The sequence below is a fragment of the Parasedimentitalea nitratireducens genome, from assembly GCF_057444295.1.
In genome coordinates this window covers 132,419-156,789 of the sequence record NZ_JBYAXC010000007.1, presented here as the reverse complement: position 1 = coordinate 156,789, position 24,371 = coordinate 132,419, and the positions used below count along the sequence as shown (strand labels likewise).

Annotated in this window: 23 protein-coding genes; 15 read left to right on the top strand and 8 right to left on the bottom strand. The window is 55.3% G+C overall.

The window, feature by feature from the left end:
* Nucleotides 1-5: 5 nt before the first annotated feature.
* On the top strand, nt 6-1,406 hold the full coding sequence (locus tag AC2T28_RS18635; protein WP_486750153.1) for a TRAP transporter large permease: 1,401 nt from the start codon (nt 6-8) through the stop codon (nt 1,404-1,406).
* 158 nt (nt 1,407-1,564) lie between these two features.
* Complete coding sequence (locus AC2T28_RS18630; protein WP_486750152.1) at nt 1,565-2,107, top strand: 3-hydroxyanthranilate 3,4-dioxygenase; 543 nt, start codon at nt 1,565-1,567, stop codon at nt 2,105-2,107.
* A gap of 56 nt (nt 2,108-2,163) precedes the next feature.
* Here the strand turns inward: AC2T28_RS18630 and AC2T28_RS18625 are convergent, their stop codons facing one another.
* Together AC2T28_RS18625 and AC2T28_RS18620 are read right to left on the bottom strand one after the other, a co-directional pair.
* Nucleotides 2,164-3,108, bottom strand: coding sequence for a LysR substrate-binding domain-containing protein (locus AC2T28_RS18625; RefSeq protein ID WP_486750151.1), 945 nt, complete (start codon nt 3,106-3,108; stop codon nt 2,164-2,166).
* 9 nt (nt 3,109-3,117) lie between these two features.
* A complete protein-coding gene (locus AC2T28_RS18620) occupies nt 3,118-3,897 on the bottom strand; it encodes an aspartate dehydrogenase (protein WP_486750150.1) in 780 nt (259 codons plus the stop codon).
* A 157-nt stretch (nt 3,898-4,054) separates the two neighbouring features.
* Here AC2T28_RS18620 and AC2T28_RS18615 point away from each other — a divergent pair, with 157 nt between their 5' ends.
* From AC2T28_RS18615 to AC2T28_RS18595, 5 genes are all read left to right on the top strand, one after another.
* A complete protein-coding gene (locus tag AC2T28_RS18615; RefSeq protein WP_486750149.1) occupies nt 4,055-6,172 on the top strand; it encodes a xanthine dehydrogenase family protein molybdopterin-binding subunit in 2,118 nt (705 codons plus the stop codon).
* Complete coding sequence (locus AC2T28_RS18610; RefSeq protein ID WP_486750148.1) at nt 6,169-7,122, top strand: dihydrodipicolinate synthase family protein; 954 nt, start codon at nt 6,169-6,171, stop codon at nt 7,120-7,122. The genes AC2T28_RS18615 and AC2T28_RS18610 overlap by 4 nt, the downstream gene beginning before the upstream one ends.
* A gap of 12 nt (nt 7,123-7,134) precedes the next feature.
* Complete coding sequence (kynU, locus tag AC2T28_RS18605) at nt 7,135-8,328, top strand: kynureninase (RefSeq protein ID WP_486750147.1); 1,194 nt, start codon at nt 7,135-7,137, stop codon at nt 8,326-8,328.
* A gap of 150 nt (nt 8,329-8,478) precedes the next feature.
* On the top strand, nt 8,479-9,744 hold the full coding sequence (locus tag AC2T28_RS18600; RefSeq protein ID WP_486750146.1) for a sulfite oxidase: 1,266 nt from the start codon (nt 8,479-8,481) through the stop codon (nt 9,742-9,744).
* Between the two features lie 81 nt (nt 9,745-9,825).
* Nucleotides 9,826-10,536 (top strand): c-type cytochrome, encoded by a 711-nt coding sequence (locus AC2T28_RS18595; RefSeq protein ID WP_486750145.1) that lies wholly within the window; start codon nt 9,826-9,828, stop codon nt 10,534-10,536.
* A gap of 87 nt (nt 10,537-10,623) precedes the next feature.
* On the opposite strand, the gene AC2T28_RS18590 is transcribed toward AC2T28_RS18595, so the two are convergent.
* The 6 genes from AC2T28_RS18590 to AC2T28_RS18565 form a co-directional block, all read right to left on the bottom strand.
* A complete protein-coding gene (locus AC2T28_RS18590; RefSeq protein ID WP_486750144.1) occupies nt 10,624-11,361 on the bottom strand; it encodes a hypothetical protein in 738 nt (245 codons plus the stop codon).
* The gene (locus AC2T28_RS18585) at nt 11,358-11,861 is read right to left on the bottom strand and encodes an RNA polymerase sigma factor (RefSeq protein ID WP_486750143.1); all 504 of its coding nucleotides are present in this window, start codon (nt 11,859-11,861) and stop codon (nt 11,358-11,360) included. Before AC2T28_RS18585 ends, AC2T28_RS18590 begins: the two co-directional genes overlap by 4 nt.
* A gap of 196 nt (nt 11,862-12,057) precedes the next feature.
* Nucleotides 12,058-12,840, bottom strand: a complete 783-nt coding sequence (locus AC2T28_RS18580) for a heme ABC transporter ATP-binding protein (protein ID WP_486750142.1) — start codon at nt 12,838-12,840, stop codon at nt 12,058-12,060.
* Between the two features lie 12 nt (nt 12,841-12,852).
* The gene (locus tag AC2T28_RS18575; RefSeq protein ID WP_486750141.1) at nt 12,853-13,929 is read right to left on the bottom strand and encodes a FecCD family ABC transporter permease; all 1,077 of its coding nucleotides are present in this window, start codon (nt 13,927-13,929) and stop codon (nt 12,853-12,855) included.
* Nucleotides 13,929-14,798 (bottom strand): heme/hemin ABC transporter substrate-binding protein, encoded by an 870-nt coding sequence (locus AC2T28_RS18570; RefSeq protein ID WP_486750140.1) that lies wholly within the window; start codon nt 14,796-14,798, stop codon nt 13,929-13,931. The genes AC2T28_RS18575 and AC2T28_RS18570 overlap by 1 nt, the downstream gene beginning before the upstream one ends.
* On the bottom strand, nt 14,798-15,853 hold the full coding sequence (locus AC2T28_RS18565; protein WP_486750139.1) for a hemin-degrading factor: 1,056 nt from the start codon (nt 15,851-15,853) through the stop codon (nt 14,798-14,800). Before AC2T28_RS18565 ends, AC2T28_RS18570 begins: the two co-directional genes overlap by 1 nt.
* Before the next feature lie 297 nt (nt 15,854-16,150).
* On the opposite strand from AC2T28_RS18565, the gene AC2T28_RS18560 reads away from it, so the two are divergent.
* The 8 genes from AC2T28_RS18560 (at nt 16,151) to AC2T28_RS18525 (ending at nt 24,269) form a co-directional block, all read left to right on the top strand.
* On the top strand, nt 16,151-18,082 hold the full coding sequence (locus AC2T28_RS18560; RefSeq protein WP_486750138.1) for a TonB-dependent receptor domain-containing protein: 1,932 nt from the start codon (nt 16,151-16,153) through the stop codon (nt 18,080-18,082).
* A gap of 23 nt (nt 18,083-18,105) precedes the next feature.
* Complete coding sequence (locus AC2T28_RS18555) at nt 18,106-18,543, top strand: hypothetical protein (protein WP_486750137.1); 438 nt, start codon at nt 18,106-18,108, stop codon at nt 18,541-18,543.
* Nucleotides 18,543-19,202 carry a MotA/TolQ/ExbB proton channel family protein gene (locus tag AC2T28_RS18550; protein WP_486750136.1) on the top strand — a complete coding sequence of 220 codons (660 nt, stop codon included), beginning with the start codon at nt 18,543-18,545 and terminating at the stop codon, nt 19,200-19,202. Before AC2T28_RS18555 ends, AC2T28_RS18550 begins: the two co-directional genes overlap by 1 nt.
* Nucleotides 19,192-19,575: an ExbD/TolR family protein gene (locus tag AC2T28_RS18545; protein ID WP_486750135.1), complete on the top strand. Its 384-nt coding sequence runs from the start codon at nt 19,192-19,194 to the stop codon at nt 19,573-19,575. The genes AC2T28_RS18550 and AC2T28_RS18545 overlap by 11 nt, the downstream gene beginning before the upstream one ends.
* 10 nt (nt 19,576-19,585) lie before the next feature.
* Nucleotides 19,586-19,975 carry an ExbD/TolR family protein gene (locus AC2T28_RS18540; RefSeq protein WP_486750134.1) on the top strand — a complete coding sequence of 130 codons (390 nt, stop codon included), beginning with the start codon at nt 19,586-19,588 and terminating at the stop codon, nt 19,973-19,975.
* Entirely contained in the window at nt 19,972-20,955 is a 984-nt protein-coding gene (locus AC2T28_RS18535) for an energy transducer TonB (protein WP_486750133.1), read from the top strand. Before AC2T28_RS18540 ends, AC2T28_RS18535 begins: the two co-directional genes overlap by 4 nt.
* 119 nt (nt 20,956-21,074) lie before the next feature.
* A complete protein-coding gene (locus AC2T28_RS18530; RefSeq protein WP_486750132.1) occupies nt 21,075-22,184 on the top strand; it encodes a CaiB/BaiF CoA transferase family protein in 1,110 nt (369 codons plus the stop codon).
* A gap of 99 nt (nt 22,185-22,283) precedes the next feature.
* Nucleotides 22,284-24,269, top strand: coding sequence for a CocE/NonD family hydrolase (locus AC2T28_RS18525; protein ID WP_486750131.1), 1,986 nt, complete (start codon nt 22,284-22,286; stop codon nt 24,267-24,269).
* Nucleotides 24,270-24,371 lie beyond the last annotated feature (102 nt).

The following is a 24,371-nucleotide window of genomic DNA, read 5'->3' as shown; positions in this document are numbered from 1 at the left end:
CCCAAATGGAACCGATTGATATTGGCCTGATTGTCTCAGGCGGAATGCTGGTGCTTGTGGTACTGGGTATGCGGGTGGCCTTTGCTGCCGGTCTGGCTGGGCTCGTTGGGTTGTTGTGGATTTTCTGGGCCAAGTTTGGCTATGCCCCGGATAAGTTTACCAAGGCGCTAACTGTTTCGGTCAAGGTTGCCGGGCAAGTGCCGCATTCCAAGGTGTCCTCTCAGGCGCTCAGCCTAATCCCGACTTTCATTCTGATTGGATATCTGGCCTATTACGCAGGCCTTACTAAGGCGCTGTTCGAAGCGGCCAAACGCTGGTTGGCTTGGGTGCCAGGAGGCTTGGCTGTGTCTACGGTGTTTGCAACGGCGGGATTTGCCGCCGTGTCCGGGGCCTCGGTCGCTACCTCGGCTGTGTTTGCCCGCATTGCCATCCCCGAGATGTTGGCGATTGGCTATGACAAGCGTTTTGCCGCCGGGGTTGTGGCCGCAGGCGGTACGCTGGCCTCACTGATCCCGCCCTCTGCCATTCTGGTGATCTACGCGATCATCGTTGAGCAGGACGTGGGCAAACTGCTGTTGGCTGGCTTTATTCCGGGAGCGTTCAGCGCGGTCATTTATGGGCTGCTGATCATCGGCATGGCGGTGACAATCAAGGACTTTGGTCCCTCGGTTAGCGGTTTCACCTGGCGCGAGCGGTTCGCCTCGCTGCCCCCGGCGCTACCAATCCTGTTTGTCGTCGTGACGATCATCTTCTTTGTCTACAATCCCTTCGGCGGCGACTCTTGGGGCACTCCAACCGAGGGCGGCGCAATTGGGGCTTTTGTGGTGTTCTTGATGGCGATGTATCGTGGCATGCGCTGGTCACAGCTCAAGGACGCGCTACTGGAAACTGCCAAGTTGAGCGTAATGATCTTCTCGATCATCTGGGGTGTGCTGATTTACGTACGCTTCCTAGGCTTTGCCGAACTGCCCAATGCGTTTTCCGACTGGATCAGCTCGTTAGAGATGGCACCGATACTGATCTTGATCTGTATTCTGCTGGCTTACGCCATCTTGGGTATGTTCATGGATGCGATCGGCATGCTTCTGCTCACATTGCCTGTGGTATATCCCGCAGTGATGGCCTTGAATGGCGGAGAAATGGTCAGTGCAGCCGATAGCGCCTTTGGCATGAGCGGCCCAATGTGCGCGATTTGGTTTGGCATTCTGGTGGTGAAAATGGCCGAGTTCTGCCTGATCACGCCTCCCATTGGCCTGAACTGTTTTGTCGTGGCTGGTGTGCGCGACGACCTGACAGTGCAGGATGTGTTCAAGGGCGTGACACCATTTTTCATCGCCGACGCGATCACCATCGCCCTGCTGGTGGCTTTTCCGATGATTGTTTTGTGGCTGCCCGGCCAAGTGTGACGCTGACTTAAACCGGATGGAGAACCGAAACTCGCCGCTAACCTGCGGCGAGTTTTCTTGTTGGACTTCACAAAAATAGATAGCAGATTTCTCTCATATTCCTTGAGCTAATAGCAGCCCACGTTCCACAGTGGCCTAAACAGGGATAGGAATGGATCATGGGAAAGCTGAAGGCGTTCAATTTTCAAGGCTGGATTGACGAGCACAAACACCTGCTAAAACCGCCCGTAGGCAATCAGCAGATCTGGGAAGATGCCGACATGATGGTCACCGTGGTGGGTGGCCCAAACAAGCGGACTGATTACCATGATGATCCGGTCGAAGAGTTCTTTTACCAGCTCAAGGGTGACATGCTGCTCAAGTTATACGATGGCGAGGAGTTCTATGATGTGCCGATCCGCGAGGGTGAGATTTTCCTGCTGCCGCCACGTGTGCGTCACTCGCCACAGCGCCCACAAGAGGGTTCAATTGGTCTGGTGATCGAACCCAAACGCGCCGAGGGTGAGTTGGACGCGATTGAGTGGTATTGCTTTGAGTGTCAGGCGCTGGTGCACCGGGCCGAGATGCAGTTGAAGTCGATTGTTGACGATCTACCGCCTGTTTATGCACAGTTCTATGCCTCGCAAGAGGCGCGTACTTGCCCGAAGTGCAACACGGTACATCCTGGCAAAGAGCCGCCTGAAGGCTGGGTGAAACTGTAAGTTTGGTTGGGAGAGAATTGGGGTGCCCGGTTGAAAGGCCGGGCGCTGCTCTTGGTTTAGATCCCTTCTGATACCTGTTTAAGGGATTCCAGAAAGGCGCTCCCAGCTGGTGATAGTTGCCCTTCACTTCGGTAAGACACACCAACGGGTCCTTCACCCAATGGAAACGACCACGGCAGTTCTGCCAGCAAACCGCTGCTGATGTCCTGCGCTGCAACATGGGCTGGCATCAACCCGATGTAATTTTTGCTATGCAGTAGCGCCCGATTGGTCAAATACGACACACTTTCGACAGTGGTCGGGGGCACGTACTGGTCGTTGCGGACAAAGAACTGGTCCAACTCACGTCGCAAGGTGGTTTCAATCGGCGGTACGATCCAGCCAAAGGGCTTCAGGTCATCAAACGCAATGCCCTCTTGTCCACTCAGTGGGTGATTGCAGCCAACCACCAGAATGATTTTCTCATCAAACAGTTTGATCTGCTCCAAACCCTCGCGATGCCGCATCGACGGCAGGCGGCCAACGATCATGTCTATCTCGCCGGACTTAAGCGCGGGCATCAGCACTTCGTGGGTGCCCTCAACCACCTTGACCGAAACCTTGGGGCGGTCTTGCAACATGTGGTCAATGGCCTGCGGCAACAGCCGGGGCGAGGCCGCTAGCAACGTCCCCACAACCACTCCGCCACTGGATCCTTCGTTCAGGTCATCCAATTCCTGCGCTGCGTTCGAAACCTGCGCAAAAATCAACTTGCCATGGCGGATCAGGGCCTCGCCATAGGGTGTAGGGATCACCCCACGGTTTGTACGTTCAAACAGCTGCACCTCAAAATCCAGCTCCAGATCTTTGATCATCTTGGTCGCTGCGGGCTGCGAGACATTCAACTCGCGCGCAGCATTCTGGATGTTGTTGTGCTTGCCCACAGCCACCAACAGGCGCAATTGTTTCAGTTTCAAACGGGTTAGGACGCGATCAACAATACGGGAATGACGGACGGCCATCAGATACTCCTAGCTGCGAAACGGGCGTTGTGTTTCAAGGATCGCGGCAACCACGCTCATCGCCGCAAGCGCCGAACTGCGCGGGTTATCCGGTAGGCTGTTGCCTGAAATCCTGAACTCGAAACTGCCAAAATCGCCCGAGGCATGAAGTTCGTGGATGTTGCTGGTCACATTCGGATCGGCGATTAGCTCGACCTCAGTTTCGTCAAACCCAAGCCCCGCCAGTGCCACAGCAGCAGCGACATTGGCATTTTTGGGGTATTGCAGCGCGGCCTCTCGCGCTGATCCGACGAAATGAGTATGGGCTTGTTCAAGCTGTCCATGCAGGTCCAGCTTGTCCGCAGCCTGAGAACCTATCCACCCTTTGGGAGGCTTTCGGCCAACATATCTCACCCTGTCCAATCTCCCACACTTGGCTGCTCGCAGGGCATCCAAAGCCCCAATCGCACCGCTGGCCAAATGGAGGCGGCTGTTGCCCGCTACAGCGGCATTTTTCAGGTCGTCCGATAAATGCGGGTCTGCAAGCGCACCAATTGAAACCGTGATCACATCCAGCCCTCTTCGCAAAGCGCTGGGCCCATGTTGTGCAAGCCCCTGATGGCCTGCGCAATCCACAAGATGGGTAATGCCAGCGGGCAGCTCTTCAACAGAGCGACGGATTGGGACGCCGTTTACTTGGGCCTCTGATTTTGAGCGCAGCAAAAAGGCCGATACAGGTATGCCCTGCACGGCCAAAGCGTGCTGGACATATTGGGAAATGGCGCCATTTCCGATCAGGGCAAGTTTCACTGTTGGCCTCGCAGTCTGTAGGGTTGTTTGCCAATATAGTTATGTGCTGGGCGCTTGGGTATCCAAATCGGTTATATCTGCTTGCCTTCTTTGTATTTGGATGTTGGCCACCACAGTGATGGTATCTGCGCAGTAACGGATCAGGCGCGAATAGCAGATGAACAGCCAAGGCAAGAGATACATCGGGCGCAGTTTGCCCCGCCGCGAAGACCCTGCATTAGTTGCCGGGCAGGGCTGTTATACGGACGACGTACAACTCCAAAACCCGCTCTACGTTAGCTTCCTGCGCAGCCCTGTGGCAGCAGGCAGAATTGAGGGGCTGGAAACTGCCGACGCGCTGGAAATGCCCGGTGTGGTTGGGGTTCATTTTGGTAGCGATGTTGTTGATCTAGGTGTTCTGGCCGTCAATCCGCTTATCCCGATAAAACAGGAAACGGGTTTTCCGGTATTGGCACAGGATCACGTCATTTCTGTCGGCCAGCCGGTGGCAGCGGTTCTGGCAGAGACGCCACCGCAAGCGCTGGACGCGGCAGAAATGATTTTTGCCGATATAGAGGAAGGTTCAGCAAAGCGTGCTGTGATCGCAGAACAAAGCTGGAGTTCCGGCGGCTGTGACGCCGCAATGGATGCAGCAGACCATATTGTGAGCTGCACGTTGAAACATCCACGGCTCGCACCCTCACCAATGGAACCCCGCGCAATAGCGGTTGCTTATGACAGGGGTACAGACCGTGTGACCATCTGGCAATCAACGCAGACCCCGCACCGGTCGCGAAACAACTTTGCGTCGATACTGGGAGTTGATCCAAACCGCATCCGGGTCATTGCTCCAAACGTGGGCGGGGCTTTTGGCATGAAGGCTTCTGTCTACCCCGAAGAGGTCTTTGCGGTCTGGGCGGCGTTTCATCACAAGCGGGATGTAAAATGGACCGCAACCCGGTCGGAAGAATTCCAATCTGCCACTCACGGACGCGGCATTTCCAGCCGCGGGCAACTGGCGGTGAGCAAGGCCGGGGATATTCTTGCGATCCGGGCCGAGGTGGAAGGACCACTGGGGCATTGGTTGCCAAACAGTGCACTCACTACCGCTTGGAACGCCGCCCGAATTTTACCAACGGGCTATGACGTTCCCAATCTGGCCATTTCAACACAAGCAGTTGCCGACAATTTTGCGCCTACAGGTATCTATCGTGGCGCAGGGCGCCCCGAGGCAAATTGTCTAATGGAGAGGCTGATAGACAAGGCGGCCTCTGTATCTGGGATAGATCCATTGGAACTGCGAAAGCGTAATCTGGTGGCGTCAAAGGCAATGCCGCACGAAAACGGCACCGGCAATCTGCTCGATTCCGGCGACTACATTCGCGCACTGGAAATCCTTGCTGACCAAGGCGGTTATGATGCTGCCACGCAGGAGCGCGATGCGCGCCGGGCCAAGGACGAATTGGTGGGTGTAGGGCTCAGTTTTTATGTCGAACCATCAGGCAGCGGATGGGAGAGTGCGCGGGTCACCTTAAATGCGGATAGCACTGCGCACGTCGCCAGCGGTAGCTCTTCGCAGGGGCATGGACGTGAAACTGCCTTTGCCCAGATTGCTGCAGATGGGCTTGGCCTCGCCTATGACCAGATCACAGTGGCCCACGGAGACACCGAAACCTGCCCTGAGGGGATTGGCGCGCTTGCCAGTCGTAGTACGTCCATTGGTGGCAGCGCGGTGCAGCAAGCCTGTGAGGAAATCACCTCAAGACTGGCGCAGGGTGAGACCCCACCGCTCACTGCTGATATCCGTTATGAAAACGTAGGTCAGGCCTGGGGCTATGGCGCCTATATGATCGTCTTGTCGGTGGATCGTGACACTGGAGTTCCTACGCTGGAAAAGGTCGTTGCAGTCGACGATACCGGTCGGATCATCAACCCCCAAATGGTGGCCGGTCAGGTGATGGGCGGCTTTGCCCAGGGGCTGGGCGAAGCGCTGATGGAGCAGGTAATCTATGACGAGGACGGCCAATTGCTGACCGGCTCTTTCATGGACTACGCCATGCCCCGCGCCAGAGATGTGCCCAACACGCAACTCCACAAATTCGAAACACCCAGCCCAATGAACACCCTAGGCGCCAAAGGGGTGGGAGAGGCCGGAACCATTGGTGCCCCAGCCGCCATTCTGAATGCCGCTATTGATGCCCTACGCCCGCTGGGTGTTGAGGACCTGCAAATGCCGCTAACAAGCCAAACCCTGTGGCACGCCATGCGCGCCGCCAATGAAGGACCCGCTGTATGAAATACTCGAAACTGGATGCCAAGGACTATGCCCGCGAAAACATGCGCGGAATCTGGGCGGCTGCCCTGAACCCATTCGACGCGTCCGGCTTGCTGGACGAAGCAGGCATGCGCGCAAATATTCGCCACTGGGTGGATGACCTGGATATTCAGGGCCTGTTCATTGCTGGAAAGCAGGGCGAGTTTTTCTCGATGAGCTTGGAAGAGCGCATGCGCAATTTCGAGATCGCGGTGGATGAATGCAACGGCAAGGCTGGCACCATCATGTCGGCCTCGGACCAGAACTTTGACACTGTTCTGGACTTGGCAAAACATGCGCAAAACTGTGGCGCTGATTATATCGTCGTTCACGCACCGGTGCTGAACTTCAACACCGATCAGGATGAAACCGTCTATCAGTATTACAAGGCCATCTGCGACGAGGTCGACATCGGCATCGCCATGTGGAGCCACCCCGACAGTGGCTACCTGATGAGCCCCGAGCTCTGCGCTCGTATTGCTGATCTGCCCAATATCGTGGCGATCAAATACTCGGTCCCACGCGACATGTATGTGAAGCTGTCGCATTTGGTTGGTGACAAGATCCATGTCTCCACTGCCTCCGAGGGGGAATGGCTGGACAATATCGAAGAGCTGAATTGGAAACTCTACCTGTGCTCCACGCCGCCGTACCTGCTGCAAACCAAGGCCGACCGCCGGATGCACGACTATACCCAGCTCGCGTTGAACGGGCAGTTCGCCGAGGCGCGCAAGATCCGCGACAGTCTGAACCCGGTGCGCGAGGCGATCAAATCGACCAAACCCGGCGGCAAGCCCCATGCGCACGGCAAGTACTGGCAGGAACTTCTGGGGCAGGTGGGTGGCACCGTGCGCCGCCCGCTGCTGGAGCTGACTGACGATGAAAAAGCCCGCACCCGCGAGGCTCTTGCGGCCTGTGGCCTGAAACTCTGATCTGGAATTCTGATGTCCGACTTTACCAAAACCCGCGCCATGTTCGATATCCCCGAGGGGATGACCTATCTGAACGGCAACTCCCTGGGACCAATGCCTAAGGCGGCTGAACCAGCCATCGTCAACTTTCTGAATGACGAATGGAAGACCGAGCTGATCAAAGGCTGGAACACCAAGAACTGGTTCGTGCAGACCAACACCATTGGCGACCGTGTCGGCAAACTGATCGGTGCGCCCGAAGGCACCGCGGTTGTGGGTGACACCCTGTCGATCAAGGTGTTCCAGGCCGTCGCCTCGGGGTTGGCGATGGTGCCAGGCCGCCGGGTGATCCTGTCGGACAATGGCAATTTCCCAACTGATCTCTATATGGTCGAGGGCTTGATGAAGCTAAAGGCCGACGGTTACGAGCTGCGGACCCCCAATCCCGAGGATGTTCTGGACCAAATCACGGAAGAGGTTGCCGTGGTGATGGTGACTGAAGTGGATTATCGCACTGGCCGCAAACATGACATGAAGGCAATCATCGATAAAGCCCACGCTCTGGGCGCAGTGGTTGTCTGGGATCTGGCGCACAGCGCTGGCGCTGTGCCTGTGGATGTGGCTGGGCTGGATGTCGATTTTGCCATTGGTTGCACCTACAAATATCTCAACGGCGGCCCCGGTGCTCCGGCCTTTATCTATGTGGCTGAACGTCACCACAGTACAGTCGAGCCTGCTTTATCGGGCTGGTACGGCCACGCGGCTCCCTTTGCCTTTGATGTATCCTATCGCCCAGCGGACAATATCGAACGGATGCGCATTGGCACGCCTTCGATTGCCGCGTTTTCGTTGCTGTCGGCAGCGCTGGACGTCTGGGATGATGTCGATATGAACGACCTCCGGGCCCGCTCAATCGAGCTGTCTGAGCTGTTCATCGCCGAAGTCGAAGCGCAGTGTCCCGGTGTCACCTTGGCTAGCCCTCGCAATCCCAATGAACGTGGTAGCCATGTGTCGTTTGAGTTTGAACACGGCTATCCCTGTATGCAGGCGATGATTGCTGCCGGGGTGATCGGAGATTTCCGCGCGCCCAACATCATGCGCTTTGGCATCACGCCGCTGTTTATTGACGAGGATGACATTCGCAAGGCTGTCAAAACTTTGGCGGAGATTCTGAAGGACGAGACCTGGAAACAGGAACAGTTCCAGCAGCGCAGCCGCGTGACCTGATCGTAGGCCTTTTAAATAGGCGGCTTTTTAAAAGAAGCAGCAAAAATGATCTTTTTTTGAGCGGGGCGGGAATAAACCTGCCCCGTCGCCCGTTTCTCCCCTGCAAGCATCGAAATCAACAGGATGCAAATTAGTTTTCGGGAGGAACGAATGAAAGATATTGAACAGACCACAGATATTCAGGTCTCAGCAGAAGTTCAGGAAAATGCAGTTGATACAGGTCGTCGTGGTTTCTTGACACGCACTGGCCTTGCCACCGTTGCAGCAATGGTTGGTACATCAATTCCGTTCAGCAAGAACCTTCCAATCGGTTTTGTACCTGCTGCGATGGCCGGTGATAACGTTCTAGCTGGCAAAGATGGTCTGACCCTGCTGAATGACCGCCCGGTAAACGCAGAAACTCCACCACACCTGCTGGATGATGCCATCACTCCTACCAGCCGCCACTTTGTGCGCAACAACGGTATTCCACCTGAAGAGGTTGATGCTAGCACATGGACACTGACCATCGATGGTTTTGTCGACAAACCAATGACCCTGACCATTGCGGATCTGAAAGAGAAGTTCGAGGTCGTCACCAAAGCGCTGACCTTGGAATGTGGCGGCAACGGTCGTTCGGCATTTGATCCGCCTGCCAAAGGCAACCAGTGGACCCTAGGCGCGATTGCCTGCTCCGAGTGGACTGGTGTTCGTCTGAAAGACGTTCTGGAAGCTGCTGGCGTTCAGTCCAACGTGGTCTACACCGCACACTACAGTGCCGACACTCACCTGTCGGGTGATCCGGCCAAGCTGCCAATCTCGCGCGGCATGCCAATCGCCAAGGCCATGACTGACGAAATTCTGATCGCGTTCGAAATGAACGGTGCGGAACTGCACCCTTTGAACGGTGCGCCGCTGCGTCTGGTTGTTCCGGGCTGGCCTGCCTCGACCGCTCAGAAATGGTTGAACCGGATCGAGCTGCGTGACGTTGTGCATGATGGTCCGAAGATGACTGGCAAAGCCTACCGCGTTCCAAACCGTCCGGTTGCACCAGGTGAAAAGGTTGAGAAGAAAGACTTTGTGATCATCGAGCGTATGCCGGTGAAATCGCTGGTGACCTTCCCGGCTAATGGCGCCGAAGTTGGCATGGAAACCGAAGTTCGCGGCCACGCGTGGTCGGGTGACCGTACGGTTGAAAAACTTGAAATCTCAACTGATTTTGGCACCACTTGGCAGACAGCCGAGCTGGACGCTCCGGTGAATTCGGGTGCTTGGCACAACTGGCGTGCAAACGTCAAATTTGATCAGGCCGGTTATTACGAAGTTTGGGCCCGTGCCACGGATAGCAACGGCGAAATGCAGCCGTTTGCCATCAATTGGAACCCCAAGGGGTACCTGAACAACACCATGCATCGGGTCGGCCTGCGCGTCAGCTAACCCAGTGAACAGGGGCGGCGCGATCGTGTCGCCCCATCATCACGACCATCTATCCACTCTCTTAAATACCTGGAGACAACCATGCGTTTGTCAAAGCTCGGCGGCCTTGCCCTGTCCACATTCCTGTTGATCCCATCTCTGTCTGTCGCAGAGTCGGTTATTGAATTGTTGCCCACCGCCGATTTGGCCAAAGGTGAAAAGGCTTTCAAGAAATGTAAGGCCTGCCATACGGTGGATGAAGGCGGAAAGAAGAAAGCAGGGCCGAACCTGTTTGGGATTGTTGGCGCACCGGTGGCCGCAACTGATGGCTTTAACTACTCCAAGGCGATGGTTGGCTATGCTGGCGAATGGACAGTCGAGAGACTGGACGCGTTCCTGACCAAACCCAAGGCCGAGATCAAAGGCACCAAGATGAGCTTTGCTGGCCTGAAGAAGGCCAAAGACCGAGCCAACCTGATTGCTTATCTGAACAGCCAGTCTGCTGCTCCGCTGGTGTTTGGCGCTGCTGATGCCGCTGATGCGGGCGAAGAGGCTGAGGAAGAGTACGAATTTGGAATTTTGTTTGACGCTCCGGGCGTTGAAGAAACGTTTTATGCCTGCTCAGCCTGTCACTCGGAAATGATTGTCGCACAGCAGGGCATGACTCGCGACGGTTGGGAAGAACTGTTTGAATGGATGGTAGACGATCAAGGCATGTCTGAAATCGAAGAACCAGATTACAGCATCATTCTGGACTACCTGGCTGCCAACTACGGCGAAGATCGCCCCAACTTCCCGGGCAAAAATAACTAAACTCTCACAGGAGTTTCGCGGGAGATCGCGAAACTCGTTTGCCCCTCAATCTTGGCGCGATGTCCGAGTTTTGAGGGGCGACTTTATTCAAGCTTGCTGGCACGGCGCCGCATTATCGGATGCCATTTTTGCTGCCAGTACAGTTGAAGGCTGAGAAACCGAACGTGTCATCTGACGCAACAGATCCTCAATGGCGGCAAAGCGGCGTTTGTCCATTCCTGTGGCAATAACTGCATAGTCACGCTCAGCAACTTTCCAGGCACCAATCCGAATTTCGGGTATCAGTTCGGTTTTCGGAAGATCAACGCCAGACAAGACCGTCAGACGGCAGCCATTGCGTCCGGAATAATGTGCCACCAGTTGATCGTCCGACGTTACCTTTTGATCTACCAAGAATAGGTTTGCCACTTCCAGATCAAACAAACCGTCGGTATTGCCGTATTCAATCTGCTGTACCGCGTCAGGTTCAGGCACTTGGTAGGGCTGAGAAATAAAAGCAGTGTGCCAATCCATAGCAGTTTTTGGTGCATCAGGTTTAAACAGGAAAAACCCAGTGACCAAAACCATCGCCAAGGCGGTTGACGCACATAGACCCAATGGCCGCCAGTTGCGGTTTGCTGGGGGCAGGGGGGCTGTGTTGGACGGTTGGGTCTCAGGTTTCAGCGCAGACAGAGCGCCTGAAACCATCTGAATGTCGTCCAGCACCTTCCTCAGTACAGGATCTGTTGCCAGCCGCGCCTCAAATTCCGCATGCTCGGACGCGTCCAGCTCTCCATCACTAAAGGCGCTGGCCAACTCCCAATCGTGATCGGTCAAATGGGTCATTCGGACCTGTCCTTATGGCTGCCCGGATTTTCTGTATCCATTGCGTCAATCAGTGCCCGCCGCGCGCGGCTAACACGACTCATTACGGTGCCGTTTGGAATTTCTAGCACCTCTGCAGCTTCGCTATATTTCATTCCCATCACATCCACCAGAAACAGCACTTCGCGCATTGGCGCAGGAAGCTTTTCGAAAGTCATACGTACTAATACATCGTTAGCGTGATCCCGACTTTGAGTGAGATCAATGGATAAACGGCTCTGGGCCCGGGAATATTCCCTGCGGACCTTTTTTTTACGTAAACTATCTAAATTCAGATTGCGGATGACGCGGAACATCCACGGCCGTAGGTCATCTACTTTCGTAGGGGGGGATTTTGTGCGCAACGTGCGTTCCACTGCATCCTGCACCAAATCGTCAGCATCAGACACATTGTCTGAGACAGACTGTGCATAGGCCCGTAATTCAGGCAGCAAAAGTTCTATTCGCGACGCTGACGGCATTCCAAATTTTATCCGCGTTGAACGTAAGACAAAAGTTGGCTCATGCGCAGGGGGCTGGTGCGTTGGGGGCAGAATATTGCAGCTGGGTGTGTCTGGCTTTGCATTGCACAATACTACACTCAGCTTGTGCAATCGGGAAAGTACTATCCTTCTGGAATGGAGGGGAAAACGTCAGAAATTGAGGGTGCGCGGGGAGTTAAAGCGCAACTTGACGTGCTTGTGGTAGCAGAAACGGCTCACCATCAACAGGTAAGCGGTTTATGGGAACGGGGCAGCCATATGCCTGCGTAAGGATTTCGTGTGTTAGAACATGTTGCGGGTGGCCCTGTGCCGCAATGCAACCACCCTGCATGACAACCACTTTATCTGCGAACATGGCCGTCAGGTTTAGGTCATGCATCACGGTGACAACTCCGCCGCCACGCAAGGCAAAATCACGGGTCAGGTCCATCACCGTAAACTGGTGCCCGATATCCAGGCTTGCCACCGGTTCATCCAGGATCAGCCAGCGCGGCGTGTCGTCAATCACCGGTTGCCAGATTTGCGTCAGCACACGTGCTAGCTGTACACGTTGCTGTTCGCCCCCGGAAAGGTCCTGATACATTCGATTTCCAAAGCCACCAAGGTCGACTTTTTCCAGCGCTCTAAGCGGCATATCGGTTTCCGCCGCAGACAGACCCGCTGTCAGGCCCAATCGAACAATTTCCAACACTGTAAACGGGAAAGCGATGGTGGTGGATTGCGGCTGTACACCGCGAATGGCAGCCAGCTGAGCAGGGGACATGCCAGCAACGTCGGCTCCGTTTAGAAGCACCTTGCCGGTGAATGGAATTTCACCGGTCATGGCGCGCAGCAAGGTGGTTTTGCCTGACCCGTTGGGGCCGACAATAGCAGTGACTTCGCCGGACTTGGCGGTAAAATCAACCCCATGCAAGATGGGTTTGCGGCCCAAATGAACCTCGATATCAAAGGCTTGCATCTTATACTCCGATCAAAAACCCATAGCGCCGTGGCGCTTGAGCAGGATCCACAGAAAAATCGGGGCGCCCAATACGGCGGTTACGATGCCAATCGGTAGTTCCGCTGGGGCAATCACAACGCGCGAGATCATATCGGCAGCCAACAGCAGGCTTGCACCCAACAGCGCGGCATTGGGCAATAGGCTGTGATGGTCGGGGCCTGTTGCCAGCCTCAATAAGTGCGGCACCACGATACCAATGAAGCCAATGCCGCCCGATACCGCAACAGCCGCGCCAGTTGCGCCGGCAACGGCAAGGATCGACGTGTTCTTGATCCGTTGCACTGAAATGCCGATGTGCCCGGCAGCGGCTTCACCCAAGGCCAAACCGTTCAGGCCCCGCGCAATGAATGGCGTTACCAGTAATGCTGCCAGAATGATGGGGCTTGCCGCCAAAACCTTGGCCCAGGTGGCCCCGGCAAGCGACCCCATACTCCAAAAGGTCAAGTCACGCAGTTGGTTGTCATCGGCCATATAGACAAGAATGCCCGACAACGCCCCGGCCAAAGCGCCTAGAGCAATGCCAGCCAGTAACATCGTCGCAACCGAGGTTTGACCGCGCCGGGTCGAAACCCGGTACAAAACCAATGTTGATCCCCAGCCGCCAAGGAACGCCGCTGCTGGGACAAGGTAGTTCCCAAGCGTTTCGTTCGAAGCCGTTGGCAGAAAGGCTCCAAATACAATTGCGCTGATTGCCGCAAGACCAGCTCCTGCGCTCACGCCCACAATGCCGGGGTCTGCAAGCGGATTGCGAAATAGACCTTGCATCACCGCGCCAGAAACCGCCAGCGCGGCACCTACCAGAACACCCAGGCACAGGCGGGGCAGGCGGATGTCAAACAGGACAATGTGATCCAGCCTGGACAATTCGCGCCCGGCCGTCAGATCAGCCAAAGCCTGCCACAACGAAGTCCCTGATGCCCCCCAGGCCAGTGAAAACACCGACATCAAGATGAGCAGGACAATAAGCGCAAGCGTCAGTCGACGTGCCTGATGCCGACGATCTATGGTATGAACAAGCTCTTGGGGTGCATCAACGGCAAGCGACATCACTGAGCCTCGCCATAAAGCGCTTGGCTGAGTTCGGTGATGGCGGATGCGGTTCGGGGGCCAAAGCCCAAAAGGTGCAAGCCGTCCATTTGAACAATCTTGCCATTCTGGGCCGCAGGGGTTGGTATCAGGGCGGGCATCGCAAGGACCTCACTTGTTTCAACGCCGTGGTCTCCTCTGCGATCCATCATCAAGATGGCATCAGGTGCCGCGATACTCACCGCCTCGTCAGTCATGGGCTTGTAGCCGTCAAAGGCTGCAATGGCATTGATCCCGCCCGCCATGCGAATGATGCCGTCGGCGGCCGTGTTACGTCCTCCGGCCATGATGCGCCCGCCTTGGGTCGACAGGATGAACAGCACTTTCTTAGGTTGCCCATTCGCCGCCTGTGCTGCGGCATTTTCTGCTGCAGAAATCTTGTCCGCGACGTCTCGCGCCAGTGCTTCCGCGGCATCTTCCTGATCAAGTGCAACCCCAACGGCTTTGATCTTCACCACGATTCCGTCGGCGGTAAAAAGCTCGGGAACCACGACATAGTCGACCTGCGCTGCCCTCAGAACATCAAGGGTTTCAGGTGGGCCAGCACCTTCGATTGCGATGATCAGATCTGGCGCAACCGACAGGACCCCTTCGGGTGACAGCGCACGTGCATAGCCTATGTTTGGCAACTCCTTCGCCTCGGCTGGATAGGACGAAGTGGTATCCCGCGCAATCAACCGATATTGTTGGCCCAGTTCATAGACGATTTCGGTTACAGATCCCCCAACCGTGACGATGCGACTGGGCGATTGCGCCCATGCCATGTGGGCACCCATCATCATCAGAACAAGCAGGTTTAATAGGATGTGAAGGCGAGCAAAAACCGACATTATGCGTATTCCTTCACTTGATCGGAGGCAAGAGAATCTACAATTTTGTCCCAAGCCACTCGATGGTCTTTGGTATCGGAGCGGCGGCCAAAGACCTGAAAGATGATACTGCCTTCGGCGTCAAATGCTTCGACCGAAATCGCCGGGCCTCGCTTGGTGGGTTTGTTGACCGCCCAAACCTCGGCGATGTGGTCCATGCGCAGATGCAGATCAAATCCAGGATCAAGAATGTTCTGCCAGGGTCCCACTTCGCGCAGGTTCTTGACGGTCCCGCCATGGATTTCGATGCAGCCCATGTTTCCGACAAAGATCATAACTTCGACATTCTGGTCCAAAACGGCTTCTAGCATTGGATTGATCTGATCAGTGGCCAATTTGCGCGCCATGGGTTCACCAACAATGCGGTAGGCCCCCAAACGGTTCATCTTCAGTTTTGGAACCATGCGCAGGAACTGGTGGGTATCCGTCATCGTGGCCCATTCGCGGCGCAATTGATCAGCTTTCTCTGGGTTTGATCTGGGGGCATCAACGGGCTTGCGCGCCGAGACGCTGAGGCTTTGTTCTTGGTCTTCCAACTTCAGCTCAGTCACCAATTGCGCCCACGCATTCAAATCTGAATTTGGGCGAAGGTGGATCTTGTGTACGGCGTCGCCAGCCGAGTCAAAAATCTGGATAGACCGTTTGATGTCTTTGCCCGTCTGGCGTTCAACAGCAAAGGCTGACACGAAATGTTTGCCAAACAGGCGCAGGTCGATGTCTTCATTCAAGATCATTGAAGCATGCGGGCCAGAGTGGAAGTTGTCGTAAACCCCAACCTTTTCAATGACGCAGGAGCGGTTTCGGGTCAGTGCCATGACCTCTCCCAGTGCCTTGAGCCGGGGCATGATATCATCCGGGTAGGCGGCAATGCGGGTCGTATCATGGCCGACATAGGCCGCCACCAACTGCCCTTCACGAATGTTGTGTTTGTCTGCAAAATCACGGTCACGCAGTTTTGTCTCGTCAGCGCGTGCGTGTCGGATCTCTGCTGGAGTCAGCTGTGCCAAGTCGCTCATGTTAGCCCTTTCAGTTGGCTATGGTCGTGGGGATGAGCTGGCAGGGAGCCCCAAAGCAAGTAGCCTGGGCAAAGCTGGCTGCTGTTGAGAACAGCATGGTATGAATTATTGTTGACTGTTTCTATCAGTTTTACTATCAGGCTCAAGCCGGAAAATGAAATTCCGCCGTAAGAACAACACCAAGACCGCGCCAGCACCTTTGCAAGCATTCGGTATAGAAGCGATGCGAAGGGACAGCAGATGCGCGTGCATAGGCTTGGATGGAAATATCTGGGGACCGTTTCGGCCCTTGGTTTGATGATTAACGCAGCACCACTTTCGGCGCAGGAAGACGATGAGAGTTTTCTAGGCGTCATCGAGCTGGGTGACAGTAAACGTGAAGTGCAGGTGGGAACTGCCATTCCGTTGACCATTATCAACCAGGAAGAAATTGATGATCGGCAGGCTGGTACGATCGCCGAACTTATCGACTCGGTTCCTGGAGTCACGTTGGTGAACGGGAACACGCCGCAGGGCTCGGGAATTAACATTCGCGGCTTTGGTGCAAATGGCACTTACGGGACTGATTCAAAAGTTCTGGTGGTGGTTGATGGTGCGACAACAGGGGCCGAAGAGTTATATCGAATTGGTAACCAACTGTTCACTGATCCCGAGTTGTACCGCGAAGTTTCGGTGATCCGTGGCACGGTTGGTTCCTTTGAATTTGGCTCAGGGGTTGTTGGCGGCGTTGTTCAACTGGAAACAAAAAACGCCTCTGACTTTACAGGTGGTGAAATCGGTGTTCGCCTGAGGCAAACATTAGAAGCAACGTCCAACGGTAAAGGATTTGCCAGTTCTACGATTATGGCCTGGCAGCCCACCGAGAATTTTGAATTCTTGTTGAATTACACCGTCCGGGATCAGGACGATTACAAAACAGCTAATGGTACGGTGGTACCCAACAGCAAATTCCGCATGCCGTCGTATTTGGCAAAAGGCCGTTATACGTTCGGTGACGACAATGCGCATGCTATTACACTGTCCTATAATGACAGTGTCACCGACGAGAAAGACGTGCCCTATGACACCTTTGGCACAACAGGTGGCTCCTTTGGTAACGTAGACCGTAGAACGCATAGTAAAATTGCTGTGCTGCAATATGACTACAACCCAAGTGGAAATGACTTGATTGACCTAAGCGTCAATCTGTCCCGATCCGAGCAAGCCATTGATCAAACATGCCTCCCTGCATCTGCGCCATTTGGTTGCTTCTCTGTTGTGGATGCCGATCATAACTATGAAACAACCAAGCTGACCGTCAAAAATACCTCGTATTTCCTGACAGGAGCAATCGAGCACAATCTTCGCTCGGGTATCGAGTTTTCACAGCGTGATCGATTGGATGCCCCATCTGCTCCTGGCGGGTCAGACAAAAGGCTGGCGCTGTTCGCGGTTGATGAGATGCAGCTCAATCAGAACCTGACCCTGACACCTGCTCTGCGATATGAAACGCAAGACATCGAAGGGGATACAGCCCCTAATGATGCGTCGTATTCAAACGATGGGCTGATGGGTGGGCTGTCGGCGCGCTATGAATTCGACAGTGGCTTTGCGGTGTTTGCCAGCGCTGCCTATACGGAGATGATGCCAATCATTGATGATCTTGGCACCCCGCTGTACATGGCGCAGCCCGAAAAATCGCACACCTACGAAGGCGGCGTCTCCTTTAACCAGGGTGACTTGATTTCCTCAGGCGACGCGCTGCAGGTCAAAGCAAATATCTATCAGACCTACATCTGGGACGTCACCTCATATTCTGGTGTCGCCAATATCGAGGTCAAAGGGATTGAGCTTGAAGCCTCGTATAGTCACGCCAGCGGATTTTACGCTGATTTCAATGCAACCAGTGCCGATGGCACATCACGAGACAGCGCAGGTGCCAGCAGCAAATGGATCTATGCACCAGAAACGTCTGCTCGTCTGACACTTGGTAAGCGATTTGGTGAGGCGCTGGACGTCAGTTGGGAACTTGTAGCGGCGCAATCGACCACTGGGGTCGGTGACGTTGCTCTGGCTGGTTATGGAGTGAACAATCTGCGGGCAACCTATCGACCACAAAATGGTGCGCTCGAAGGGGCCGAAATTCGCCTAGGCATCGAAAACATCTTGGACGCAACTTATCAGCCCCAATTGGCCACGCGGGTCGCGCCTGGGCGAAACTTCAAGCTGACTTTGGCAAAAACCTTCTGATCATAAAACTTGAAAGGTCTTAAATGATACTTGGTACTCGTACATGGAATGCCCTGGCAGCAATGGTGCTGGCAGGGCAGATCGGAACTCCAGCTTTTGCCGAAGCGGAAAATCAACCCGCTGTTTCAATCGAGTTAAGTGCTGCCGAGGTTGTGAACGGCGATTGTCGCTTGTCTTTTGTCGTGCAGAACGGTCACCAGAATGACATTGAAAACTCGATTTACGAGACTGTTTTGTTCAATTCAGAAGGGCAGGTTGCCAAGCTGACTTTGCTGGACTTCCAGGACTTACCCGCAGGGCGTACACGTGTGCGGCAGTTTCAATTTGCAGGATTGGCATGCAGCGATATTAGCCGTGTTTTGATCAACGGATCTGATACCTGTGAGGGGGCAGACTTGCCTCAAAATGCCTGTGACCAAGGGCTGATCCTGCGCAGTTTGACCAGTGTGGAGCTGATCTGATGCAGGCGATCCAACAGGGCTTTCAACTGGTGTTGGATCTCGGTGGGCCCGTCGTGATGGTGCTCTTGGGCACCTCGGTTTTGACCACCGCCGTGGTGTTCTACAAGATCTGGCAATATCAGGCCGCACGGGTTGGTCGTCATCAGCATCTGAGTAGCGCCCTAAAGGCTTGGGACCGAGGGGATGCTGAGCAAGCCATGGATAAGCTACAGCAAAGCCGGTCGTACCTGGTGCCGGTCTTGCACATGGCCCTGACAAAGGCGCCTAGCAAGATGTTGTCAGACCGGGTTGATGCCGAAGCGGAAGACCGGTTTTCCCGGCTCGAACGAGGCCTTGGCACGCTGGATCTGGTGGCCCAATTGGCTCCGCTTTTGGGGTTGTTTGGTACCGTTCTGGGTATGATCGAAGCCTTCAAAGAGCTTGAGGCGGCTGGGTCATCTGTGGATCCGTCGATGTTGGCAGGAGGCATTTGGGTCGCCCTGTTTACCACTGCGGCAGGGCTGGCGGTCGCAATGCCAACCTCAATGGTGCTGAGTTGGCTGTCATCCAGAATGCAGCGCGAGCGCGTGTTTGCCAACAGTGCGCTGCGTACCGTGTTTGCACCGTCTGTCGAAAACCGCGACGATACTTCAGACTTGGCTGCGCGGCATGGCGGTTAAGCTGCACGGCCCCATGCGCCGCCGCCTGTCCATGACGTCGCTGATCGACGTTATATTCTTGTTGCTGCTTTTCTTTATGCTGACGTCAACCTTCTCAAAGTTCTCCGAGATCGAGCTGATGACAGTGGCAAGCGGAAATCACAGCGGCGACAAGCAGATGATGTTTGTGTCTCTGAGCGAAGACGAGCTGATGCTGAATGCGCAATCCGTGGACATGGACCGTATTGCTGGTCTTCTCGAAAGACAGCCGAAAAAGAGCGGTGGCTATCTTGTACTGATCAATCTGCAGGATGATACCACGTCTCAGCGATTGGTGGATCTCCTGGCCAATCTGCGCGGGGTTGCAGGCATGCAGACCATGATACTGGGCTAAGGGCATCGCGATGCAGATCAAAACTCCTCCCATCAGCGCCAAAGAGCCGATCATCGCTCTGATCAACATCGTCTTTCTCATGTTGGTCTTCTTCATGATCGCAGGGACCCTAGCCGCACCGATGGACCCAGAGTTGCAGTTGGTTGAGACCTCCGGCCTGGACGGCCGGGAGCCGCCGGACACATTGGTTATTCACGCGGACGGAGCGTTGAGCTTGCAGGGGCAACCCATGGGAGACGTAAGCGTCTATTTGTCTGGTTTGTCAGATGATGAGTTGAAGGTTGTTCGCATCGTGCCCGACCGCTCTTTGCCTGCAAAACAACTTGTGGCTTTGGGTAATGCACTGCGCCAGGGCGGGGCGGGACGGGTTATGCTGGTTTCAGAAAAGGGGCTGGAATGACCCCGAGCTCTCGAATTGTTGCAGTGTTGGCTTTGGTCTTGGCTGCCATGGCTCATTCTGCCCCGGCCCTTCTACAAAATGGCGAGAAAACAGAGATTGCAGGGGGCAATACTGAGCTGGCGGCTATGGGCAATTCGTTTGCAAATATGGTTGCAGGCACGCAGAGCCCCGAAACACCCCAAACCCTTTCCGAGACCGAGCACTCGCCCGAGCTGCCGCAGAAACCAACAGAAGCAACACCTGTGGACCACACAAGGGATGTACAACCCGAACAGCCAGTCAGGGCGCTTACGGGAAATGTTCCTGAGAATGTGGTTCAGCAGGCAACAACTCCAGCTCAAACACAACACAAGTCGGAGCCTCAACCGCTCTCGGCCCAAAGCCTGCCCGTGCAGAGGCCATTGAAAGCAGAGACTGCTCCAGCCTTACAGCAGGCTTCCCCTGAGCAGACCCCGACCAAGCAATTAACGGTGGCAGTGCAGCCCAATCAGCAACCAAACCAAGAATCCGAGAAACCGCTCGAGCAAGTGGCGCTAGCCCCAAAACCTGCTGTGCAATCTCCGATAACCAAGCCTGAGCCGCGCTTGAATTCCAAACCAAAACCCAAACCGCGGGGCAACAGCACGAGCAATGGTGTCCAAGGCACTTCGAACGGGCAAAACGTCGCCCAAGGTGGACAGGCACAAACCAGGCCAAGCACCGCCAAGGCGCAAGGGAACGCGTCCGCCAGCAACTATGCGGGATTGGTCCGCAGGAAAATCCACCGCGCCAAGCGACAGCGGGTCAGTATCAAGGGGGCAGCGCGGGTTGCGTTTAGTATTGCGCCTAATGGCTCGATTTCCGATGCGCGTATCACCCACAGTTCCGGCTCGGCACGGCTCGACAGTATTGCCCTATCACAAGTGCGTCGAGCAGCTCCGTTTCCGCCACCTCCACCGGGCGCTCGCACCAGTTTCACAGTCGAGATCAAGGGCAAGTAGGCCTAGAAGCATAGATTGACGCAGGATCTGATCAAATCTTGCCCGGTCTACATAAATTCGGCTAAGCAACTCCTAAGGGAATGCCGGCCAACGCGGCAATGAATTTGACAGGATTTCTTATGACCCCACTTTCCGGCCTCAAGGTTGTTGAGCTTGCCCGTATCCTTGCTGGTCCGTGGATCGGCCAGTCTTTGGCCGACTTGGGCGCTGAAGTCATCAAAGTCGAAAGTCCCGAAGGCGACGATACCCGACGCTGGGGGCCTCCGTTTATCGAACGGGATGACGATAAAACGGCGGCTTATTACTATTCGGCCAACCGGGGGAAGGATTGCGTTACCGCTGATTTTCGCACCAAAGAAGGCCAGCAAGCGGTGATCGACTTGATCCGCGATGCCGATATCCTGATCGAGAATTTCAAGGTTGGCGGGCTTAAGAAATACGGTCTGGACTACGACAACCTCGCCAAGATTAATCCAAGGCTGATCTATTGTTCGGTCACCGGCTTTGGGCAGGACGGCCCGTATGCCAAACGCGCAGGCTATGATTTCCTGTTGCAAGGCATGTCTGGTTTGATGTCGATTACCGGTGCCCCTGATGGCCAGCCGCAAAAAGTGGGCGTTGCGATCACCGATATCGTGACCGGCCTCTATGGCACCATCGGCATCCTGGCGGCGGTTGAGCAACGCCACACAACGGGGCGCGGCCAACACATCGACATGTCGCTGCTGGATTGCGCAACGGCTGTTCTGGCAAACCAGGCAATGAACTACTTGGCCACCGGCGACAGCCCAACACGCCTTGGCAACGATCACCCAAATATCGCCCCGTATCAGGTTATTCCGGTCAAAGATGGCCATATCATTTTGGCGGTGGGCAACGATGGCCAGTTTCAGCGGCTGTGTGATGTGCTAGGTCTGGATGGCATCAAAGCGGATGAGCGGTTCCTGACCAACCAGTCGCGTGTTGCCAATCGCAAGGCCCTGTCTGCGGTGCTCGAGGCTGTTCTGGCGGGCTGGGCGCAGGCCGACCTGTTGTCCGCGCTTGAACAGGCAACCGTCCCAGCGGGGCCGATCAATACCATTGGTCAGGCCTTTGAAGATCCGCAGATTCAGCACCGTGGGTTGCAGATCTCCCCCGAAGGTGTTCCCGGTGTGCGTGGCCCTTGGGTCTTTTCCAATGCAGAACTGGCGCTTGATAAATCTGCTCCAAAACTCCCCAAATCGATCTGATCAGAGGTCGCATTTGAACCAGCAGCCCAAAAGAAGTCTCCGCTAGAGTCTGGATAGGCTGATCCTGATGGGATCAGCCCTTCAAGCAGGGCGTGGATAATGTCGGATACCATCAAGATAATCGAAAACATCTGGATCCCAATGCCAGACGGGCGCAGGCTGGCGGCGCGGATCTGGCTGCCCAAAGGAGCAGGGGCCTATCCTGCGATCCTTGAATACCTGCCCTATCGCAAACGCGACGGCACTGCGCCACGCGATGAAACCACCCATCCGGTCTTTGCCGCAAAAGGCTATGCCTGCATTCGGGTGGATATCGCTGGTACGGGTGATAGCGACGGGCTGTTTGATGACGAGTATTCCGAGCAAGAGCAAAGCGACGGTGAGGCGGTCATCGCATGGATCGCAGAGCAGGGCTGGAGCGACGGCAATGTCGGCATGGTCGGCATTTCCTGGGGTGGCTTTAACGGATTGCAACTGGCCTATCGTCAGCCCAACGCCTTGAAGGCGGTTGTCAGCGTGGCCTCGACGGTTGATCGCTACGCCGATGATATTCACTACATGGGCGGCTGCCTGCTGAGCGATAATGCCAATTGGGCCAGCCAGATGTTTGCCTACCAAACCCGCCCACTTGACCCGCAATTGCGCCCCGATTGGCGGGAGGAGTGGGTCAAGCGGATTGAGCAACTGCCATTCATGGCTGCCAACTGGCTACGCCATCAAACCCGCGATGAGTTTTGGAAGTTTGGGTCGGTCTGTGAAGATTGGTCAGCCATTCAGATCCCCGTACTGGCCATTACAGGGTGGGCCGACAGCTACGTAAACGCGCCACCGGCCTTGGCTGCAAACCTGTCTTCTCCGTCCAAGGCGCTGATCGGCCCTTGGGAGCATCGCTATGCCCATATCTCGAAAATGGAAAGTTCAGACTTTCACGGTGAAGTCCTGACGTGGTTCGACCGTTGGCTAAAAGGCAAAGAAAACGGCGCCGAACACCTGCCAGACTACCGCACATTCATGCAGGAGCACTTCAACCCGACCAAACAGAATAAGCCGCGCAGGGGGCGTTGGATTGCTGAAACAGAGTGGCCCTCGGCCAATATCGTGGAGCGGGTTCTGCACTTGGGGCAAGCAGGGCTTCGAGATACCACAGGCACTGGCACCAAGGTTGTTGCCAATCCTGCGCATGTTGGACAGGCAAGCGGTTACTTCTGCCCGGGTATGCGATTTGAGAATGAGCTGGCGGGTGATCAGGCTCCTGATGATGATTTGTCTTTGTGTTTCGACACACAGCCTCTTGATGCACCACTAGAAATTATGGGCCGTGCGCGCGTGAAAATCGCGTTTTCGGTGGACAAACCCTTCGCCCAGATCGTTGCGCGCCTATGTGATGTCTCTCCGCAGGGGGTATCACAGCGGATCAGCTACCGGCCACTGAACCTGACACACTATGCCAGCCATGAAACGCCCGAAAAGCTGGTTCCAGGGCAACGCTACGAAGCCGAAATTGAACTGAATGAATGCGCCCATCGCCTGCGTGCTGGACACAAACTACGGCTTGCGTTGTCGACGTCGTACTGGCCCATTGTCTGGCCGACGCCCAAAGCCACCAAAATCACGTTGGATCTGCAAGGATGTGCGCTGATTTTGCCAGAACGCCGGGTTAGCGCCGAGATTGATCTGCAACATCCCGGTCCGGCACTGGATTTCCCAACGCTTCAGGTCGAACAGCTGCGCGAATTATCGGGGACATCCGAGCATAAGGTCTTGGATGACGGGACTTTGGTGCTCAACACTTTTGATGACTACGGAAAGTCCAGGGATCCATATCACGGCATGAGCGTAGGCAGTAATGTTGCGATGCACTACGCAATCCACCCAGATAACCCAGCCTCTGCCCAGTTCAAAAGTACATGGAATTTTACCTTTGAACGAGAGGGCTGGCAGGTCGAGATCGACACATCGAACATCATGAGCTGTGATGCTGAGAATTTCTATGTGCACCGTGTTGTAACTGCCACTGAGAGCGCAGAAAAGCACCCGGTGGTGGTTAAGGAATGGAAAGAAACGATTCCCCGTGGGTTCTTGTAAATCGGCTGCAAAAGCGGCCGCAACAAGGCGGTCGCACCACTTCCGCCATGCCAATGTCATAGTCTGTGGCGCAAAGCACACAGGCCGTTAACCTTTTTGCCC

Excerpts from the sequence above, each read along its gene's own strand:
- AC2T28_RS18635 (WP_486750153.1), top strand. The coding sequence starts at position 6 with ATGGAACCGATTGATATTGGCCTGATTGTCTCAGGCGGAATGCTGGTG.
- AC2T28_RS18630 (WP_486750152.1), top strand. The coding sequence starts at position 1,565 with ATGGGAAAGCTGAAGGCGTTCAATTTTCAAGGCTGGATTGACGAGCAC.
- AC2T28_RS18625 (WP_486750151.1), bottom strand. The coding sequence starts at position 3,108 with ATGGCCGTCCGTCATTCCCGTATTGTTGATCGCGTCCTAACCCGTTTG.
- AC2T28_RS18615 (WP_486750149.1), top strand. The coding sequence starts at position 4,055 with ATGAACAGCCAAGGCAAGAGATACATCGGGCGCAGTTTGCCCCGCCGC.
- AC2T28_RS18610 (WP_486750148.1), top strand. The coding sequence starts at position 6,169 with ATGAAATACTCGAAACTGGATGCCAAGGACTATGCCCGCGAAAACATG.
- kynU (WP_486750147.1), top strand. The coding sequence starts at position 7,135 with ATGTCCGACTTTACCAAAACCCGCGCCATGTTCGATATCCCCGAGGGG.
- AC2T28_RS18600 (WP_486750146.1), top strand. The coding sequence starts at position 8,479 with ATGAAAGATATTGAACAGACCACAGATATTCAGGTCTCAGCAGAAGTT.
- AC2T28_RS18595 (WP_486750145.1), top strand. The coding sequence starts at position 9,826 with ATGCGTTTGTCAAAGCTCGGCGGCCTTGCCCTGTCCACATTCCTGTTG.
- AC2T28_RS18590 (WP_486750144.1), bottom strand. The coding sequence starts at position 11,361 with ATGACCCATTTGACCGATCACGATTGGGAGTTGGCCAGCGCCTTTAGT.
- AC2T28_RS18585 (WP_486750143.1), bottom strand. The coding sequence starts at position 11,861 with ATGCCGTCAGCGTCGCGAATAGAACTTTTGCTGCCTGAATTACGGGCC.
- AC2T28_RS18580 (WP_486750142.1), bottom strand. The coding sequence starts at position 12,840 with ATGCAAGCCTTTGATATCGAGGTTCATTTGGGCCGCAAACCCATCTTG.
- AC2T28_RS18575 (WP_486750141.1), bottom strand. The coding sequence starts at position 13,929 with ATGTCGCTTGCCGTTGATGCACCCCAAGAGCTTGTTCATACCATAGAT.
- AC2T28_RS18570 (WP_486750140.1), bottom strand. The coding sequence starts at position 14,798 with ATGTCGGTTTTTGCTCGCCTTCACATCCTATTAAACCTGCTTGTTCTG.
- AC2T28_RS18565 (WP_486750139.1), bottom strand. The coding sequence starts at position 15,853 with ATGAGCGACTTGGCACAGCTGACTCCAGCAGAGATCCGACACGCACGC.
- AC2T28_RS18560 (WP_486750138.1), top strand. The coding sequence starts at position 16,151 with ATGATTAACGCAGCACCACTTTCGGCGCAGGAAGACGATGAGAGTTTT.
- AC2T28_RS18555 (WP_486750137.1), top strand. The coding sequence starts at position 18,106 with ATGATACTTGGTACTCGTACATGGAATGCCCTGGCAGCAATGGTGCTG.
- AC2T28_RS18550 (WP_486750136.1), top strand. The coding sequence starts at position 18,543 with ATGCAGGCGATCCAACAGGGCTTTCAACTGGTGTTGGATCTCGGTGGG.
- AC2T28_RS18545 (WP_486750135.1), top strand. The coding sequence starts at position 19,192 with ATGGCGGTTAAGCTGCACGGCCCCATGCGCCGCCGCCTGTCCATGACG.
- AC2T28_RS18540 (WP_486750134.1), top strand. The coding sequence starts at position 19,586 with ATGCAGATCAAAACTCCTCCCATCAGCGCCAAAGAGCCGATCATCGCT.
- AC2T28_RS18535 (WP_486750133.1), top strand. The coding sequence starts at position 19,972 with ATGACCCCGAGCTCTCGAATTGTTGCAGTGTTGGCTTTGGTCTTGGCT.
- AC2T28_RS18530 (WP_486750132.1), top strand. The coding sequence starts at position 21,075 with ATGACCCCACTTTCCGGCCTCAAGGTTGTTGAGCTTGCCCGTATCCTT.
- AC2T28_RS18525 (WP_486750131.1), top strand. The coding sequence starts at position 22,284 with ATGTCGGATACCATCAAGATAATCGAAAACATCTGGATCCCAATGCCA.